Raw genomic sequence first — 17790 nt, forward strand, 5'->3', positions numbered from 1 at the left:
CATATAATTGATCATTTCTCACCTCAATAACATCGCCAGGCAAACCAATAACCCTTTTCACATAAAAATTATCTGTCTTTACAACAATAATATCTTCTCTCCCATAACTTTCAAATTGCTTTGCCAACTTATTCACAATCACCTTATCCCCATCTTGTAATGTTGGCTTCATAGACGCCCCTTTTACAGTCGTAGGAAAAAACACGAAAATTTTCGCCAAAAACACGAGCAAAAAAGCAATTGCAATTGTTCCAAAGAATTCACGCAAACGTTTTTTCTTTTGCATCATTCCACCATCTCATCATCTTTTTACTTTTATTATAAAGACTTCAACTATGTATTTTCCACAAAATTCTGAATTATACAATTCTAATATTACAAAAATACAAATAATAATATTCAAGTATTATTTTGATATAATATATCTTGCATTTATCATTATATTTTTAGTTACTTAGGAGGACTTTTTCTATGAAAGTTATGCTTAAAAATGAAAATACCGGTCAAATTAAACAAGCAAAAATTGGTTTTAGTTGGACTGTATTTTTCTTTGGTTTCTTCCCTGCTATATTCCGTGGAGACTGGAAATGGTTTTTAATTATTTTAGTCGCTAGTATGTTTACATTCGGATTCTCTAACTTAGTCTTCTGCTTTATTTACAACAAGCTTTACATCAATGATTTATTATCCCAAGGTTATAAAGCAGCAGATGAATACAGCCTTTCTGCTCTACAACAAAAAAATATTGTAGCATAGTAACAAAAAAGATACCCTTCAAATAGTCTATCCACTATTCGAAGAGTATCTTTTTATATTCCCACATATACAATACACATTTGAGCCGCTACATATGTAAACCAAATCCAAAGTGGTTCATACTTTAATTTGCGCCCTCCAATATCTGTCACGCCAATAATAAAATCAGAAATGACAAATAGTAAGCCACCAAAAGCTGGTATCCACCATATTCCTGTATTCTCATAGTATAAGGCGAACGCAAAGCAAGCCATTCCTCCAACCCACAATCCGTAAATTAGCGCTCCTATCGTAAACAATTTATCTTGTTTCTCATTTCGAATAAAGAAGAACCATCCTATAATGAGAAAGAGTCCGTATACGAGTAAACCAATCCAAAAACCATTCCATGAAATGCCTGTTTGCAAAAATGCCTTTACATAAAAACAATGCGCAAGCGCGAAAGTAATCATCCCTCCAATTAGCCTGTGACCAATTGGAATTAAACCTGCCATAAATAAATCCCCTACAGTTGATAACGTCATACCTAGTGCAACCCACGTACTATAATCTACTGATGGATCTTGTAACCATACCCAAATTGCACTTGCTGTTAACGAAAAACTAAGAATAAGGCGCACCGCTAAAGGTAACGGCATATTATTTCTTGTCTTTTTTGTCTGTCCTACTGCGTACATTGCACCAATTAAAAAAAGAATGATTTGTGCAATTAACACCATATAAAGTAGATTCATAATATGTTCTCCTCAATAAATACTTTTTGTATCTTTTTTCGTGACACCTAGTCTATTATCCTTTTTCTATATAAAAAAAGAAGAACAGCACTGTTCTTCCATTGTAATCGTTTTCTCGTTATCTATGCTACTTGTTTTTCTTTCTCTATTTTCTGCTTAGCTGGCACCCGATTCACCACAATAATTCCCACAGCTACACACGCTAAACCGAATAATACAAACGAATGAATTGCTTCGCCTAAAATCATGCTCGATAATAACACACCAAATACAGGTATAAAGAACATGTACATTGATACTTTTCCAACCTTGTTGTACTTCATAATTGTATTCCAAATGCAAAATCCTGCTGCGGATAAGAAAGATAAATAGATAAGCATTAGTATTGCATGTATACTAAATGTAAATGGCATAACTCCAACTTGCAAAGCCCCTATACATAATAGTCCGATAGAACCAAAAATCATTTGGTAGGCTGTCATATAGCCAATATCTAATGTTTTACTACCTTCTTTCGCCAATATATTCCCATATGAATACAACATTGCTGCACTCAGAAGTAATAAGCTACCGATTCCGAAATGGAATGACAAACTACCATCACTCGGCACATTTACTAAAATGACACCACAAAATCCGATAGAGACTCCAATTATTTTTCTCATATTGAGCGCATCGTCTTTATATAAGAAGTGCGCGAGTAAAATTTGAAAGAATGATGATGTTCCTGAAATGATAGCTCCTTCAATACCAGAACTATAGCTCATTCCAATATAAAAACATATATATTGAAGAAATGTTTGAAATAAACCAATTTGTACTAACTGCTTCCCCGTTCCTTTTTTGAAATTCATATCTTTTCCTAACGCTTTAAAGAAGAATAAAAGCATAACCCCAGATAAAAAGAAACGATAGCCAGCAAATAATATTTGCTCTCCAACTTCTTGTGGCTGAATTCCAAGTTCAGCATAACTTAATTTAATAAAAGGAAATGCACTTCCCCATAAAAAAGTTGCTACTATTGCAGCGATAAATACGCCAATCGGATGGGTAAAAAATTTCTCTGTCTTCACTTGTTGTCTTCCTTTCCGACCTTTTTATGAACAGTATTCATATATACCAAAGGAATTGAGAAAACACAAGTTTTCAGTTTCTAAACAAACAAAAACATATCATCTAACGAAAACATATGCTATACTATAGAATAATTATAACATAATAACTATTAAAATCAGTTTCAACAGAAATGCTGCTATCCATTACGGATGGCAGCTTTCGTCGTTTTATAGGGGTTTCGATTTTGATTATTTTTCTCAATAAGAATTTGGAAGGAGCGAGTAGTAATGAACTCAGAAGTAAAAACATTACAAGTACAAAAGTCTATTTCTCATCCCTCTTTATGGGATACATTAAAGAAACATTATGAACTTATATTTGCAATCGCATCTGGTATTTTCATTTTAGCTGGTTGGTTATTCACAAAGAACGATGTAATGAATGTAGGCATTACTTGCTATATCCTTGCTTATATAGTTGGTGGATATGCAAAAGCAAAAGAAGGTATTGAAGATACAATTGAGGAGAAAGAGCTAAATGTCGAAATGCTTATGCTCTTTGCTGCTATCGGCGCTGCAATCATTGGCTATTGGGCAGAAGGCGCGATTTTAATCTTTATCTTCGCACTAAGCGGTGCGATGGAATCTTATACATTAAGTAAAAGTCAAAAAGAAATTTCAGCGCTTCTTGATCTACAACCTGAAGAAGCATTACGTATTTCAAACGGAACTGAAGAACGTGTTCCTGTTGGACGATTACAAATTAACGACATTATTCTAATTAAACCAGGTGAGCGCGTTCCTGCTGACGGTACGATTCATAGCGGTGAAACAAATATCGATGAGGCAGCGATTACTGGTGAACCTATTCCAAATGAAAAAAAATATGGTGATGAAGTATTTGCTGGTACTGTAAATTTACGCGGTGCTATCGAAGTTACAATTACGAAGCCGAGCGATCAAACATTATTCCAAAAGATTATCCGTCTCGTTCAAAGTGCACAGAGTGAAAAATCACCATCACAACTATTCATCGAAAAGTTTGAAGGAACATATGTAAAAGGTGTACTACTCGTTGTTGCGCTTATGATGTTCGTCCCTCATTTCTTACTGGATTGGAGCTGGAATGAAACGTTTTATCGCGCTATGATTTTACTTGTAGTCGCATCTCCTTGTGCACTCGTTGCTGCCATTACACCAGCAACGTTATCTGCTATTTCTAACGGCGCAAGAAACGGAATTCTCTTTAAAGGTGGCATACATTTAGAACGTCTCGCTTCAGTAAAAGCAATTGCCTTTGATAAAACAGGAACATTAACAGAAGGAAAACCTACTGTAACAGATGTATATGTTCGAGAAAATATGACAGAAAAAGAAGTACTTTCTATTACAGCAGCAATTGAAAGTCACTCTACACACCCTTTAGCTGAATCTATTGTGAAATATGCAAAACATGCGTATGACATTACATTAAAAAAACCAGAAAACGTCGAAGATGTAACTGGTTTTGGGCTAAAAGGAATATTCGAAAACAAAGCTTATAAAATAGGTAAAGCTGATTTTATCGGTGAAGAAACAAAGACATTTCATAACGGTATTTCTGCCTCACTTGAAAAAGAAGGTAAAACTGTCGTTTATATTAGTGATGAGGATGGCATCCTTGGACTTATCGCTTTAAAAGATACTCTTCGCCAAGAGACAATAGCTGCTATTCGCGAATTACAAAGCATCGGTGTCGAGGCCATTATGATTACTGGAGATAATGAAGAAACAGCAAAGGCTATTGCCTCTGAAAGTAACATAAAGGAGTATTACGCATCATGCTTACCAGAAACAAAGGTTGAAACGATTAAAAAGCTAAAAGAAAAATACGGGACAGTAGCAATGGTCGGAGATGGTATAAATGATGCCCCTGCACTCGCTACTGCTAGCATCGGTGTAGCGATGGGAGAAGGAACAGACGTAGCTTTAGAAACTGCAGACGTTGTACTTATGAAGAACGAGTTATCTCGACTTTCACAAGCAATCCGCTTATCAAAACGAATGAACCGTATTGTAAAGCAAAACGTAATCTTTTCACTAGCTGTAATTACAATGCTCATTTGTTCAAACTTCTTACAATTTTTAGCTCTTCCATTCGGTGTTATCGGGCATGAAGGAAGTACGATTCTTGTTATTCTGAATGGCTTACGATTATTAAAAGGAAATAAATAAAAACGGGTCCCTCATAGAGGACCCGTTTTTTTCTAATGGTAGCTATTATGCCCGTTCGCACTACCACTCGTTTTATGCTTTGGATGCGAACTACTCTTTTGTTTATTGTTATTTTTATTGTTGTGATTCTTTTTATTATTACTCATGAAATATCCCCCCTGTTCCCTATTATTATGGAACAAGAGCTCACTTTTCATTACGGGAATTATTGTCACCCGTCCTATAATGATGGAGTAAACCATTAATTTCACCGCCAAGTAAAATTACCCACCCAGTCAAGTAAAACCATAACATTAAAATAATAATACCACCGAGACCACCATATGTATTGGCGTAATTCGCAAACTTATCTACATAATAAGCAAATGAGTACGATACCACAATCCATCCTACAGTAGCAAATGTTGCTCCTGAAATGACTTCTCTTCTTTTTAATTTTCGATCTGGTGCAAATGTATATAAAAAACTAAACAATGCAAATAACACGAAGAAACTCGCTACTAAACGTGTAATACTCCACACGTAAGAAAAACTATCCGATAAACCAATTGCTTTAAATACAGCTGCCCCAATGACTTGTCCAAACACTGGAACAATTAGTGCAAACACAATCATAAAAATAATCGCTAATGTAAATACAATTGATAACGCCCTCGTTTTAATAAAAGAACGTGTTTCCGTTACATCATACGCACGGTTAAAAGCATTCATCACCGCATTTACACCATTTGAAGCAAACCATAGCATTGATAATAAACCAAATGATAATAAACCACCATTTTGCTCATTTACAACTTTATCAACGTTTACTTCAATTAAAGACATTGCATCTTCGGGTACGTACGGTTCTAATAAGTTGAGCACACTTTCTGTTTGAAGGTCAATGAATCCAAGAAGCGTAATTAAGAAAACAAGCCCAGGAAAAATCGCAAGCAAGAAGAAATAAGCGAGCTGTGCTGCCAAGCCCGCTACATCATCGCGCATCGTCCGGTCATACAAATCTTTACCAAACGAATAAGTACGATTTCTTCTCACCTTTTCTAAAATTTTTCTCATATATGTTTAAACGCTTTTCTTCTCTTCTTTATCTTGCTTCAACTCAATGTACGCTTCAGTTTTTTTTTCCTCTACATTAGAGTCTTTCATAAATAGTTCACGCGCTTCTTTCATACCGCCATCTTCAGCAACTACTGGCTCTTCTTCTGCTTTCAGTTCATCTACTTTTGGAGATACAGCTTGAATTTCAATCGTTTCTGGCTTCTCTGCTGGCTCAACTTTTTTCTTACTAAAAATTTCTTTCGTTTCTTTTAACGTCTCTACAACAGATGGCGTCAATTTTTTAATTTCTGCAACTTTCGCTTTCACTACATTTAAATCAGCAAGTTCGCGCCCTTTATCTGTAACAGTTTGTACTTTTTCTTTGATCTTTGCATTTTCACCAATTTCAATCATTTTAGTTTTTGCTTTTTCTGCAGTATTTTTTACTTTTTCACGGTTTTCTTTCTTCAACATAGATACAGCTACACCTGCAGCTACACCAATCGCAATGTTTCGAGCAATATTATTTTTCTTTGCCATATTCCTTCACCCTTTCATTTCATATGTTAGAAAGTATTTCTTTCTAAGCTTCCTCATATTCCTTGTTCATTTCGAATGAAAGCTAATAGCTTTGCACACCCTTCTGTTACAAGGTCATATACTTCTTGGAAATTCCCTGTATAGTAAGGGTCGGGAACGTCTGTCCAGCCACCGTCTGGAACAAAATCGGACAGCCTACCAATATAGCCTCCAGTTTTACCTAAACTTTTTAAATCTGCTATATTCTTGTTGTCCATGGCAATAATATAATCAAACTTTGTTAAGTCTTCTTTTTCTACTTGCCTTGCTTTAATTCCTTCAAAAGTGACTGCATTTTCTTTTAAAATTTTTTGTGTTCCTTTATGTGGCGGATGGCCAACATGCCAATCTCCAGTTCCTGCAGAATCAATGACAATTTTCTCTTCGAGTCCCTCTTTTACGACAAGATCTCGAAAAATCGCTTCTGCCATCGGAGAACGGCAAATGTTCCCAAGACAAACAAACAATACTTGAACCATATTTTGTTTCTTCCCTTCTTGGTGCATTTCTTTATATATACTTATAGTATAAACAACCAATTATTAAATATAAAGGAAATCCCTACTAATTTAATAGGATTGAAAAGATTCATTAACGAAAATGATAAAAAATGTTAAGATAACCTTATGTTATTTTAAAGGGGGACACTTCGGTGGATTTATCCGTAAAGTCAGAAGAAAACGTTGAATATATGGTCGAAGCTATTAAAGAAAAATTACGTATGGTTAATGCTGGAGCGATGAGAGCTGCTAGCTTTAATGAAGAAATGTACGAAGACTTACGTGACATTTATGAGCATGTTATGAAACGTGAAACATTCAGTATTAGTGAAATGCAAGCTATTACAGAAGAATTAGGTACATTAATTAAAAAGTAAAAAGCCTCCTTATGAGGCTCTTTTTTATTTCCAACAAATTCATGACAACTCTTCTCTTTCTCTCAACCAACTGTAAAATATTGTACAATAGAAGCAGAACCTCACCTTAGATTTTTTCTCCATACATACTACTCACAAATAATAGCAACACTACCATTGCTAACTGTTTTTACTGGAGGTGCTTACTTATGAGCAATTGGTACAGTAAGACGAAAAATCAAACATTAATCGACTTAGAAACAAATGAACAACACGGTTTAACAGATGAAATCGTAAATGAACGTTTAAAGCAATATGGTTTTAATGAATTAGCTACAAAACAAAAACGCACTTTATGGCAACGTATTTTCGCCCAAATTAATGACGTCCTCGTATATGTCCTTATTATTGCTGCTCTTATTTCAGCCTTTGTAGGTGAATGGGCTGATGCAAGTATTATTGCACTCGTTGTAGTTTTAAATGCTGTTATCGGTGTCATCCAAGAATCGAAAGCAGAACAAGCTTTAGAGGCATTGAAAAAGATGGCGACACCTAAAGCTATCGTCAAGCGAGATGGTGAACTAAAAGAAATTCCATCTGAGCACGTCGTTCCAGGTGATATCGTTATGCTCGACGCTGGAAGATATATCCCATGCGATTTACGCCTTATCGAAACCGCAAATTTAAAAGTTGAAGAATCTGCTCTAACTGGTGAATCTGTCCCTGTTGATAAAGATGCAATCTACCACCCTTTCATGCAAAGTGATGAACAAGTACCACTCGGTGATCAAAAAAACATGGCCTTTATGTCTACCCTTGTAACATACGGAAGAGGCGTCGGTGTTGCTGTTGAAACTGGAATGAACTCACAAATTGGTAAGATTGCTACCCTGTTACATGAAGCAGACGATGATATGACACCACTTCAAAAAAGCTTAGCACAGGTCGGAAAGTATTTAGGCTTTGTTGCTGTAGCTATTTGTATCGTGATGTTTCTCATCGGCTTTTTACAAGGACGAGATACACTAGAAATGTTTATGACTGCTATTAGTTTAGCCGTTGCAGCTATTCCAGAAGGTTTGCCAGCTATCGTTTCCATCGTTCTTGCAATTGGTGTGCAGCGTATGATTAAACAAAATGTTATCATTCGGAAACTACCAGCTGTCGAAGCTCTCGGTTCTGTCACAATTATTTGTTCAGATAAAACAGGTACGTTAACACAAAATAAAATGACCGTTACTCACTTTTATAGTGATAACACATACGATCAATTAGAAAATTTAAATGTAAATAATGATGTGCAACGTCTATTGTTAGAAAACATGGTGCTATGTAACGATGCGTCTTACAACAATGAGTCACAAACAGGAGACCCGACTGAAATTGCTCTTCTCGTTGCCGGAAGCACTTTTAACATGCAAAAAGATCATTTAGAAAAAATACATGAACGTGTTAATGAGCTACCTTTCGATTCAGATCGTAAAATGATGTCAACTGTACATACATTCGATGAAAGCTACTATAGCATGACGAAAGGTGCTATCGATAAACTCTTACCTCGATGTACCCACATATTGAAAAACGGTAAAATCGAGGTTCTAACAGATGCTGATAAAGATCAAATATTAAAAGCTGCCGGGGCAATGTCTCAAGAAGCTTTAAGAGTACTTTCATTCGCATTTAAACAATACAATTCAAGCGATGTCGATATAAATCATCTTGAAGAAAACCTCATCTTTATTGGTCTTGTCGGTATGATTGATCCACCGCGAACTGAAGTAAAAGATTCCATTACAGAATGTAAAAAAGCCGGTATTCGCACAGTTATGATTACTGGTGACCATAAAGATACCGCCTTCGCCATTGCCAAAGAACTTGGTATTGCTGAAGACATATGTGAAATTATGATTGGAACTGAATTAGATAACATTTCAGATACAGAACTAGCAAGCAAAATTGATCACTTACATGTATTCGCTAGAGTCTCTCCAGAACATAAAGTAAAGATCGTAAAAGCATTACGTGCAAAAGGCAATATCGTTTCTATGACTGGTGATGGCGTCAATGACGCTCCATCTTTAAAACAAGCAGATGTTGGCGTAGCGATGGGCATTACAGGAACAGACGTTGCAAAAGGGGCAGCGGATGTCGTATTAACAGATGATAATTTCTCATCTATCGTGAAAGCTGTTGAGGAAGGTAGAAACATTTATCGTAACATAAAAAAATCAATTCTCTTCCTACTCTCTTGTAACTTCGGAGAAATTATCACTTTATTTTTAGCCATTTTACTCGGCTGGGCAACACCACTACGACCTATTCACATTTTGTGGGTAAATTTAATTACAGATACGCTGCCCGCATTATCACTTGGGGTTGATCCTGAAGATCCTGATGTGATGAAGGAAAAACCACGACATGCGAAAGAAAGCCTATTTAGCGGTAGCGTTCCTTTCCTTATTTTCAATGGAGTTGTCATTGGACTTTTAACGCTAATAGCCTTTATCGCCGGAGCAAAGTTCTATACTGGAGATACAAATTTATTCCCTCTTTTCCCAGAGCGAATTGATGAGGATGCTCTATTACACGCTCAAACGATGGCATTTGTCGTTCTTAGTTTTTCTCAGCTCGTTCATTCATTTAACTTGCGTTCAAGAACGAAATCAATTTTTTCAATTGGGATTTTTACAAATAAATATTTAGTCTTCTCCCTTCTTATCGGTGTTCTTATGCAAGTTTGTATCATCTCCATTCCGCCCCTTGCAAATATATTCGGTGTGCATGTATTAACGCTGCGAGATTGGGGATTTGTTCTCTTATTAAGTATCATTCCGCTTGTTGTGAATGAAATCATTAAATTAGCGAAGAAAAACTAAAAGGCAATGAGGACTATTCCTCATTGCCTTTTCATTTATCCCTCTATTCACCAGGCAGTAAACATCCGATCGGTGAAGGCTAATAATCAGCGGGAATGAACAAAACCCCACTGATTAAAGTTTCACTTTATCCTTGTAATTCTTTTTTAATGTTCTCAGTTAATGTAGCCATACGTTTGCGACTTTCTTCACGCTCACGTTTGTTTTGCTCTTCAATTTGTTGTGTTTCTTGCATACCTCTTGAAATAATGTTCCAAGTTTCCTCAAGTGTTTCCATCTTAATACTAGAAGAACCGGATAATCTCGCTACTTCCACACTTTGCGTTGCGATATTTTGTGCATTTTTCTTAAGTAATTCATTTGTACGGCGATCCAGTTCAGCCATAGAATCTGCAACAAGCTTTTGACGCTTCGCATTTACCGCTTGAATGATACCATTTTTAAAGATAGGAATCGTCGTAATAAATGCTGTATTGATTTTACCAATTAACTTATTATTACCACGTTGTATCATTCGAATTTGTGGTGCTGTAAGTAACGCAACCATACGCGCTTTTTCTAAATCATCAATACGCTGTTCTAAAATTTCAACAGAGTTTTTAAGCGACTCTAATTCAATACCTGCTAATTGATCGTTATTACGTACACGCTCTTCATACATGGGAACTAACTCTGTATTTAAACGCTCTAATAACATTTCTCCTGCTACTACGTATTTTTCTAAGTCTAAATAATATTTTAAGTTTTGCTCATATAAACCATCTAACGTACCAATTGATTTTTTCATTTCATCTTGATACTTCGTAATTTCCACATACACTTTATCAATTTCACGGCCCATCGTTTGATACTTGCTAAAGATTTGTTCAATCATTTTATCCGCTTTTTTGAACATACGTGAGAAGAAACCACTTTTCTCTTCCGCAAAGTCTTTGCTATCGAATCGGTCCATAATTTTACCAAGCTGTTTTAATAATTCACCAGAATCTTCTATCTTTGATAATGACATCGTATGTAAAATTTGATCAGCAAAACGTGAAATTTCCATAGAAGGTTCTTTTCCAAGTTCAATTAATTCTAATTGATCTTTAATATCTACCGCATTATAAATACGTTGTACATCCGCATCTTGTCTAAGTTGCAAGCGAACATCTTGTGCTGTTTGCTCATTTAATTCTGTTTTCGAATCTAGTACGACTGGGTTATTCATATGGTATTCTCCCTTTCCTTATAAAAATGGACGAAATAGTCCTTTTATTGTTTGTGATAAATTTTTATAGGCTGATGAACCATGAAACTCAAGATCGAAATTAACCTCTTCAAGCCAATGTGAATCAAATGCCCCCGCTTCAATATACGGTTCAATATCGTTTCTTCCCGTTGGATTGAAATGGAATACATCTACTCCAATTTGATTTAAAAATAGTAATAAAACAGCATCAGAACGAGTTAACTCTCCACTCTTCTCATTATTAAATATAACAATTTTCGGTACATCTTGTGAATAATCAAATTTCTCAAGCTGTTCTAAAATATTCGGTGGTATTTGAGAAAGTTGCGCGAAAACATATAGCGCTACATCTTGTTTCGTCTCTTTTGCAATTGGTTTACACATTTCACTTTCACACGTATGGATAATCGCTTCTGCAATACCATGTTGTAATCCTTCTGGCAATCGTTTGTGCGGCCACCAATGACTGTTCATAATTAAATCTGGATGCAATTTTCCCCCGCGGTCTAATGCATCTCGATAATGGTATTGGAAATTTGCTTTTTGTTCTTTCGTAAACGGAAATGTATTAATTAATAAACTGTTATCAAATGATGTAACAGCCTTTAATCGCTGAAAATACTCTTTATCATTCTTTGAAACACCTGATATTTTCGCAAATAGGGATGGAATATAAATGTGTTTATTTTCAACAAAGAATGTCGGGCGTACAAACGCCTTTTCTTTCGTAATTAAAAATAGTTCATCGTATGTTGTTTTTAATGTACGTGCTACAGGTGTATATGAACGGAATTGCCACGGCCTGTATAATAGTGAATTATCGTGGTGAAGTACTTGTTCAATTTCTTTTGAAGCTTGATATGCCACTGTTGCAACACGCTCGCGGCGGCGATCTGGAAATGGCTCAAGAGAAATACGACTTGGATGAGACACAATAAAACTTCTTCCTTCCTCATCAACATTCTCAAATCCATCTTTTCCTTCTGGGTGATAATAAAGTACATCGCAGCCGAGCATAATAAGAAAGTATAAGAAATATATACGGCTTTCCTGTGCATCACCGTACCAAACAATACGCGGCATTTGTTTCTTATAGTTAATCGTAGAGAACCACTTCGCTACGTAATTTTCGCTTAATTTAATCATGTCGATTAAGAAACGACGGAAGCCTTCTGTCTTTAGAGATTGATTATGTTGTTTCTCATATAATTTCAATACAGAAATAAATGTTGTATGTATATAATGCTGTAAATCAGGATTGTCTACTTTCGGTAAAAGTTGTTTCCCAGATAAGTGTGCCACTAGCCTATTTACTGTTAGACCATTTGGTGCTTCTTGATGTAATCCGAACACTTCTTGAATGTGACGAAGCTTTTCTGAATCAATCACTTTATTTAAATTTTGTTCGTGTAAAACTTCAATTCCTTTCGCTTCACTATAATCAAACAGTTCATTAAAATATTCATCTACATCGTTTGGAACGCCAAGGATTCGACATGCTATATAACTAAATTTCATCTCATTCTCTGTCAGCTCATATTGTGGGCGTTTTTCTAAAAGTGTTTCAAATTGCTTTAAATCTGATTCATCTTTTAATGCATATGGTTGAAGTGTAAAACGTGAAAACACAACAGTTCACCTCCAAAAACATTTACTTTTTTCTAAGTCTTCCTTCTATTATAAACTATTTTTGGTTATAAAAAATGGGCGCTCGTAAAACGAGCAAACCCATTTCAATTATTTATTGTCTTCCTTAGTAGCTGCAACTTCTTCTTTAGCTTGTCCAGAATTCTTCATGTAGTGAAGTATAAATGTTGCTCCAAATGCTACAACTAAAATAATGAAGAACAATGTATGACTTACTTCAATATGAATAACAGACAGTAACATTTTTGCTGCAATAATTAAAATTAAAATATATGCTGTCGTTTCAAGTTCTGGAATACGCTCTAACAATTTTAAGAATACACCAGCGATACCGCGCATCATTAAAATACCGAGCATTCCACCTAATAATAGAATCCAAACTTCATTGGATACACCAAATGCAGCAAGTACGCTATCTACAGAGAATGCGATATCCATTAATTCAACCATCGCAACTGTTCCCCAGAAGACACCAAACATTCTGAAGAGAATACTGTTTTGGTTCATACCATGAGCTTCCTCTTCTTCTGCATTACCTTTTCTTTTATCAATGAAGTATTTAACTGAAAGCCACGCTAAGTAAAGTGCACCTAACACTTTTACCCATGCTAATTTAATTAAGAACATTCCAATTCCAATTGCAATAAATCGGAATACATAAGCTCCAATAAGTCCATAGAATAATGCTTTTTTACGTTTTTCTTCCGGAAGGTGTTTTACCATTACTGCTAACACAAGTGCGTTATCAGCAGATAATAACCCCTCAAGTACAACAAGTGTACCAATTAATCCCCAAGATACTGGATCCTGCAACACTTTAATCCACATGTCCAAGTCGAAAAACTGAGCATACGTATCAAGGATTCCTTGCAAAATACTCATCTTACCTATATCCCCTATTCTTTGCTAGATTTATAGAAAGGTCAAAAAAAGGAAACGAATATCGTTTCCTTTCTATGCATCCAAGCCATACGCTCTTACAAGCGCACCTAAACCACCTTGGAATCCACTTCCTACTGCATTAAACTTCCACTGTCCATTATGACGGTATAATTCACAAAAGACAACTGCTGTTTCGATAGAGAAATCTTCCCCTAAATCGAAGCGAAGAACTTCTTCATTCGTTTCTTCGTTTGCTAAACGAACGAAAGCATTTCCTACTTGTCCAAAGTTTTGACTACGGCCTTCCGCATCATAAATCGTAACTGTAATAGCAATTTTGTGCACATCTGCTGGAACTTTCTTCAAATCTACAACAAGTTGCTCATCGTCGCCTTCACCTTCACCTGTACGATTATCTCCTGTATGTAGAACAGATCCACAAGGAGACTGTAAATTGTTATAGAAGATAAAATCAGTTTCCTTCGTACATTTTCCGTTCACATCTAATAAAAAGGCAGATGCATCTAAATCGAAATCAGCTCCACCATCATAAGACTTAATATCCCACCCAAGACCAATTACCGCCTTTGTTAAACCAGGGCTTGTCTTACCTAAATCAATCTTCTGTCCTTTTTGTAACTGAATAGCCATTTATGTTCACCTCTATATTTTTATCTTAAAAAATATATCCATCAGTAAACATCTGTTTTACCGATGGATATATCAATCTATTACTCTACATCTAAACCGAAATTATTACATAGAGACGCTAATCCACCTTGGAATCCACTTCCGATTGCATTGAACTTCCATTCACCTGCATGACGGTATAGTTCACCTACTACTACCGCTGTTTCAATAGAGAAATCTTCTCCTAAATCGTAACGAATTAATTCTGCATTCTTTTCTTCATCTAGAATACGTACGAAAGAGTTAGAAACTTGTCCAAAGTTTTGGCTGCGTCCTTCTCCATCGTAAATTGTGATTGTGAAGCAAATACGTTCAATATGTGCAGGTACGTTTTTCAAATCTACTTTGATTGATTCGTCATCGCCTTCACCTTCGCCTGTTCTGTTATCTCCTAAATGCTCTACAGCACCATTCGCACCTTTTGGGTTATTATAGAAGACAAAATCCTCTGCTCCTGAAACTTTACCGTTAGCACCTACTAAAAAGATACTAACATCTAAATCAAAATCAGCTTGTCCATCATAACGATTTGTATCCCAACCAAGTCCTACAAGAACTTTTGAAAGACCTGGATTCGTTTTTGTTAAGTCTACCTTTTGTCCTTTTTTCAATGAAATTGACGCCATATACAATTCCTCCTCAGTTTATATTATTGATAACGTGATACAATCTCACTTAAGTTTTTATCTTGCGTGCCTTCTCCAACAGCTGAAAACTTCCATTCACTTCCGTAGCGATACATTTCACCTGCAATTAGAGTCGTTTTGCCAGCATAATTATCCGATAAATTATAGCGTGCTAATTCTTCGCCTGTTTGCGGGTTTTGAATACGAATATATGCATTACGAATCATCCCGAAATCTTGACGACGATTTACACAGTCATAAATATTTACAACGAATACTAAACGATTAATACGGCTCGGAACTTTATGTAATTCTACGAAAACTGTTTCGTCATCACCAGCGCCTTCGCCTGTTAAATTATCTCCTGAATGAATAATACTACCACAAGTAGAAAGCTTGTTTCCGAAGTAAACTAAATCGTTTTTATTTAAAAAACGATCCCCTTCTAACATAACAACAGATGCATCACAATCTACATTTGGTTTACTTCCAAATAATGAAGACAGAAATCCACCTGATTGCCCAATTGGATCCCAGCCTAAGCCAACCTGTAGTTTTGCTACTTTTGGTTGTCCTTTCGTTAAATCGATCTTTTGACCTTTTTCTAAAATAATAGGCATGCAGTTTCTCCCTTTCTACAAAGCATTTTCCAAATCGGAAAATATTGTATTCTTCCCTTATATTGTAGCATTATTTACCTAGTGATAAAAAGGATAAATTCTCAGTTATATGAAAACATTCATATAATTTACTTATGATGATGTAAGAAGTGGTAAATCGCACCAACCATTCCTGCACAATTACCGTTTTGCGCAAGTTCAATCTCACAATTACTATAAATCTCTTTATTTAAGTATTTACTGACCTCTTCTTTTACTTCTTTTAAAAACTCATTTCCTCTAGCGGTAATTCCTCCACCAATAATAATTGTTTCTGGATTAAAAATATAAGCAAGATTACTAATTCCAATCGCTAAATGTTTAAAGAACACCTCAACTACTTGCGTAACTTCCCTATCTCCTTTATCATACAGTTCGAAAATCGTTTTCCCATTCCAACTACCTTCTCCTTTATAATTTCGCACAAGACGAATTAACCCCGAAATGGAAGCCACCTCTTCAAACGCTTTTCCTTCTATTAACATATTTCCCCACTCACCAGCACTAAACGAATGCCCTCTATATAACTCTCCATCTATAAAAATTGCTCCTCCAATGCCAGTTCCAAGGGTGAGCATAATAAAGTTTCCTTTCTCTCTTCCACTACCATTCCACTTTTCTCCAAACGCTGCACAATTCACATCATTTTCAACGGACACAGGAACTTGTAATACTTCTTGCAATCTATCAATAATAGGAATAGTCGCGTAGTTCCGAATATGCTCCACCCCTCCCGTTACAATCCCTTTATGAATATTAACAATTCCCGCAGTACTAATGCCAATTCCCGAAATCGTATGTTCATTCATTAATTGTTTGGATAGAAGAATAAGTTTTTGAATGATTTGTTCCCCACCCAAATGAATTTCTGTTAAAACTGTTTTATGCTTTAATACCGTCCCTGTTTCTGAAACAATCCCATATTTAATTTGCGTACCACCAATATCAAATGCAATATATTCTTTCATCCGCTGTCACTTCCTCTACTGTAATGAGTGTAAAGTTCCCCCAATCTACTATTATAAAGAATTTACACTAACCCTTTTCTCTCTTCATAAATACACCACCTTTTTCTATATATAGTTTTTTTTGCATAAAACTCTTTTTCCTATGAAATATTACAAAGGGATGTATTTTAGATGGAATATTAATTTCTTAGGAGGAAAACAATGACGAAAATCTTCATTTTAGCATCAACACTCTCTTTATCTTTTTTTAGTGGTTTAAATATCGGTAATGCAGCAACAGAAAACTTCTCTCCAGTAACAAATGCGATTGTACAAAATAACGATCATTTCGCAGAAGGTAACTCCAAAGATAATAATAAACCACCAGGAAACGGTGGTTCTCAGGACGATAGTGGTTCTGGTGGCAATGATTCTGGCGGCAATGGCTCTGGCGGCAACGGTTCTGATGGCAGTGGCTCTGGTGGCAATGGCTCTGGCGGCAACGGTTCTGATGGCAGTGGTTCTGGTGGCAACGGTTCTGGTGGCAACGACTCTGGTGGCAGTGGTTCTGGTGGCAGTGGTTCTGGTGGGATCGGTTCTGGCGGCAGCGGTTCTGGTGGCAGTGGCTCTGGCGGCATTGGTTCTGGCGGCATTGGCTCTGGCGACAACGGCTCTGACGGCAACGGTTCTGGTGGCAATCGTGTTAAAGGCGATAGCAGTTCTCAAGGCGGAAATGGTTCCAAAGGTGGTAACGTAAAAGATAACGTGAAAAAACAAGGTGATAAATTACCTAATACTGCAACGCATTATCCTGCATCTATTTTAATGGGACTTTCAACATTCCTAATTGGTATGTTACTATTCATTCGCCGTAAAAACGCAAAATAAAAACGTATCCTTCCATCTTAAAAATACATGAAACAAATTGTAAAACTAAAAAGGACTTTGGATTGCATTTTATTATGCAGCCCAAAGTCCTTTTTATCACCTATCAGAAAAA

General features: G+C 36.0%; 18 protein-coding genes. 5 read left to right on the top strand and 13 right to left on the bottom strand.

Annotated elements, in window-relative coordinates:
• On the bottom strand, positions 1-289 hold a 289-nt coding region (lepB, locus tag MR079_RS20785), incomplete at its 3' end, for a signal peptidase I (RefSeq protein WP_242294550.1).
• 182 nt (positions 290-471) lie between these two features.
• On the opposite strand from lepB, the gene MR079_RS20790 reads away from it, so the two are divergent.
• Positions 472-756, top strand: a complete 285-nt coding sequence (locus tag MR079_RS20790; protein WP_000867043.1) for a hypothetical protein — start codon at positions 472-474, stop codon at positions 754-756.
• 53 nt (positions 757-809) lie between these two features.
• On the opposite strand, the gene MR079_RS20795 is transcribed toward MR079_RS20790, so the two are convergent.
• Both MR079_RS20795 and MR079_RS20800 read right to left on the bottom strand, forming a co-directional pair.
• A complete protein-coding gene (locus tag MR079_RS20795; protein WP_242294551.1) occupies positions 810-1490 on the bottom strand; it encodes a lysoplasmalogenase in 681 nt (226 codons plus the stop codon).
• A 122-nt stretch (positions 1491-1612) separates the two neighbouring features.
• Positions 1613-2563 (bottom strand): DMT family transporter, encoded by a 951-nt coding sequence (locus MR079_RS20800; protein WP_139869497.1) that lies wholly within the window; start codon positions 2561-2563, stop codon positions 1613-1615.
• Positions 2564-2833: 270 nt separating this feature from the next.
• On the opposite strand from MR079_RS20800, the gene MR079_RS20805 reads away from it, so the two are divergent.
• Positions 2834-4759 carry a heavy metal translocating P-type ATPase gene (locus MR079_RS20805; RefSeq protein ID WP_139869496.1) on the top strand — a complete coding sequence of 642 codons (1926 nt, stop codon included), beginning with the start codon at positions 2834-2836 and terminating at the stop codon, positions 4757-4759.
• Positions 4760-4945: 186 nt separating this feature from the next.
• Here the strand turns inward: MR079_RS20805 and MR079_RS20810 are convergent, their stop codons facing one another.
• The 3 genes from MR079_RS20810 to MR079_RS20820 are packed head-to-tail and all read right to left on the bottom strand — an operon-like array spanning position 4946 to position 6855.
• Positions 4946-5815, bottom strand: coding sequence for a YihY/virulence factor BrkB family protein (locus MR079_RS20810; RefSeq protein ID WP_001226530.1), 870 nt, complete (start codon positions 5813-5815; stop codon positions 4946-4948).
• A gap of 6 nt (positions 5816-5821) precedes the next feature.
• Positions 5822-6337: a DUF4075 domain-containing protein gene (locus tag MR079_RS20815; RefSeq protein WP_001085393.1), complete on the bottom strand. Its 516-nt coding sequence runs from the start codon at positions 6335-6337 to the stop codon at positions 5822-5824.
• A 53-nt stretch (positions 6338-6390) separates the two neighbouring features.
• A complete protein-coding gene (locus MR079_RS20820) occupies positions 6391-6855 on the bottom strand; it encodes a low molecular weight protein-tyrosine-phosphatase (RefSeq protein ID WP_000250910.1) in 465 nt (154 codons plus the stop codon).
• A 173-nt stretch (positions 6856-7028) separates the two neighbouring features.
• Here MR079_RS20820 and MR079_RS20825 point away from each other — a divergent pair, with 173 nt between their 5' ends.
• Positions 7029-7253: a DUF1128 domain-containing protein gene (locus MR079_RS20825; protein WP_000366197.1), complete on the top strand. Its 225-nt coding sequence runs from the start codon at positions 7029-7031 to the stop codon at positions 7251-7253.
• Positions 7254-7441: 188 nt separating this feature from the next.
• Positions 7442-10108, top strand: coding sequence for a cation-translocating P-type ATPase (locus tag MR079_RS20830; RefSeq protein WP_242294552.1), 2667 nt, complete (start codon positions 7442-7444; stop codon positions 10106-10108).
• Between the two features lie 127 nt (positions 10109-10235).
• Here the strand turns inward: MR079_RS20830 and MR079_RS20835 are convergent, their stop codons facing one another.
• The 7 genes from MR079_RS20835 to MR079_RS20865 all read right to left on the bottom strand — a co-directional run bounded on the left by MR079_RS20835 (position 10236) and on the right by MR079_RS20865 (position 16811).
• Entirely contained in the window at positions 10236-11318 is a 1083-nt protein-coding gene (locus MR079_RS20835) for a toxic anion resistance protein (RefSeq protein ID WP_001064413.1), read from the bottom strand.
• Between the two features lie 18 nt (positions 11319-11336).
• Positions 11337-12968 carry a YceG family protein gene (locus tag MR079_RS20840; protein WP_242294553.1) on the bottom strand — a complete coding sequence of 544 codons (1632 nt, stop codon included), beginning with the start codon at positions 12966-12968 and terminating at the stop codon, positions 11337-11339.
• Positions 12969-13076: 108 nt separating this feature from the next.
• Positions 13077-13868: a TerC family protein gene (locus MR079_RS20845; protein WP_000025695.1), complete on the bottom strand. Its 792-nt coding sequence runs from the start codon at positions 13866-13868 to the stop codon at positions 13077-13079.
• 72 nt (positions 13869-13940) lie between these two features.
• Complete coding sequence (locus MR079_RS20850) at positions 13941-14519, bottom strand: TerD family protein (protein ID WP_001007531.1); 579 nt, start codon at positions 14517-14519, stop codon at positions 13941-13943.
• An 80-nt stretch (positions 14520-14599) separates the two neighbouring features.
• The gene (locus MR079_RS20855; RefSeq protein ID WP_000146723.1) at positions 14600-15184 is read right to left on the bottom strand and encodes a TerD family protein; all 585 of its coding nucleotides are present in this window, start codon (positions 15182-15184) and stop codon (positions 14600-14602) included.
• Between the two features lie 23 nt (positions 15185-15207).
• Complete coding sequence (locus MR079_RS20860) at positions 15208-15804, bottom strand: TerD family protein (protein WP_001121591.1); 597 nt, start codon at positions 15802-15804, stop codon at positions 15208-15210.
• Between the two features lie 128 nt (positions 15805-15932).
• On the bottom strand, positions 15933-16811 hold the full coding sequence (locus tag MR079_RS20865) for an ROK family protein (RefSeq protein ID WP_139869493.1): 879 nt from the start codon (positions 16809-16811) through the stop codon (positions 15933-15935).
• A 201-nt stretch (positions 16812-17012) separates the two neighbouring features.
• On the opposite strand from MR079_RS20865, the gene MR079_RS20870 reads away from it, so the two are divergent.
• Positions 17013-17678 (top strand): LPXTG cell wall anchor domain-containing protein, encoded by a 666-nt coding sequence (locus MR079_RS20870; RefSeq protein WP_242294554.1) that lies wholly within the window; start codon positions 17013-17015, stop codon positions 17676-17678.
• Positions 17679-17790: the final 112 nt, after the last annotated feature.

This window comes from Bacillus cereus group sp. BfR-BA-01381 (genome assembly GCF_022663555.1).
Taxonomy (GTDB): domain Bacteria; phylum Bacillota; class Bacilli; order Bacillales; family Bacillaceae_G; genus Bacillus_A; species Bacillus_A pacificus.

What these genes read in the sequence shown, in the direction of transcription:
- MR079_RS20790 (WP_000867043.1), top strand. Translation starts at nt 472, where the DNA reads ATGAAAGTTATGCTTAAAAATGAAAATACCGGTCAAATTAAACAAGCA.
- MR079_RS20795 (WP_242294551.1), bottom strand. Translation starts at nt 1,490, where the DNA reads ATGAATCTACTTTATATGGTGTTAATTGCACAAATCATTCTTTTTTTA.
- MR079_RS20805 (WP_139869496.1), top strand. Translation starts at nt 2,834, where the DNA reads ATGAACTCAGAAGTAAAAACATTACAAGTACAAAAGTCTATTTCTCAT.
- MR079_RS20810 (WP_001226530.1), bottom strand. Translation starts at nt 5,815, where the DNA reads ATGAGAAAAATTTTAGAAAAGGTGAGAAGAAATCGTACTTATTCGTTT.
- MR079_RS20815 (WP_001085393.1), bottom strand. Translation starts at nt 6,337, where the DNA reads ATGGCAAAGAAAAATAATATTGCTCGAAACATTGCGATTGGTGTAGCT.
- MR079_RS20820 (WP_000250910.1), bottom strand. Translation starts at nt 6,855, where the DNA reads ATGGTTCAAGTATTGTTTGTTTGTCTTGGGAACATTTGCCGTTCTCCG.
- MR079_RS20830 (WP_242294552.1), top strand. Translation starts at nt 7,442, where the DNA reads ATGAGCAATTGGTACAGTAAGACGAAAAATCAAACATTAATCGACTTA.
- MR079_RS20835 (WP_001064413.1), bottom strand. Translation starts at nt 11,318, where the DNA reads ATGAATAACCCAGTCGTACTAGATTCGAAAACAGAATTAAATGAGCAA.
- MR079_RS20845 (WP_000025695.1), bottom strand. Translation starts at nt 13,868, where the DNA reads ATGAGTATTTTGCAAGGAATCCTTGATACGTATGCTCAGTTTTTCGAC.
- MR079_RS20850 (WP_001007531.1), bottom strand. Translation starts at nt 14,519, where the DNA reads ATGGCTATTCAGTTACAAAAAGGACAGAAGATTGATTTAGGTAAGACA.
- MR079_RS20855 (WP_000146723.1), bottom strand. Translation starts at nt 15,184, where the DNA reads ATGGCGTCAATTTCATTGAAAAAAGGACAAAAGGTAGACTTAACAAAA.
- MR079_RS20860 (WP_001121591.1), bottom strand. Translation starts at nt 15,804, where the DNA reads ATGCCTATTATTTTAGAAAAAGGTCAAAAGATCGATTTAACGAAAGGA.
- MR079_RS20865 (WP_139869493.1), bottom strand. Translation starts at nt 16,811, where the DNA reads ATGAAAGAATATATTGCATTTGATATTGGTGGTACGCAAATTAAATAT.
- MR079_RS20870 (WP_242294554.1), top strand. Translation starts at nt 17,013, where the DNA reads ATGACGAAAATCTTCATTTTAGCATCAACACTCTCTTTATCTTTTTTT.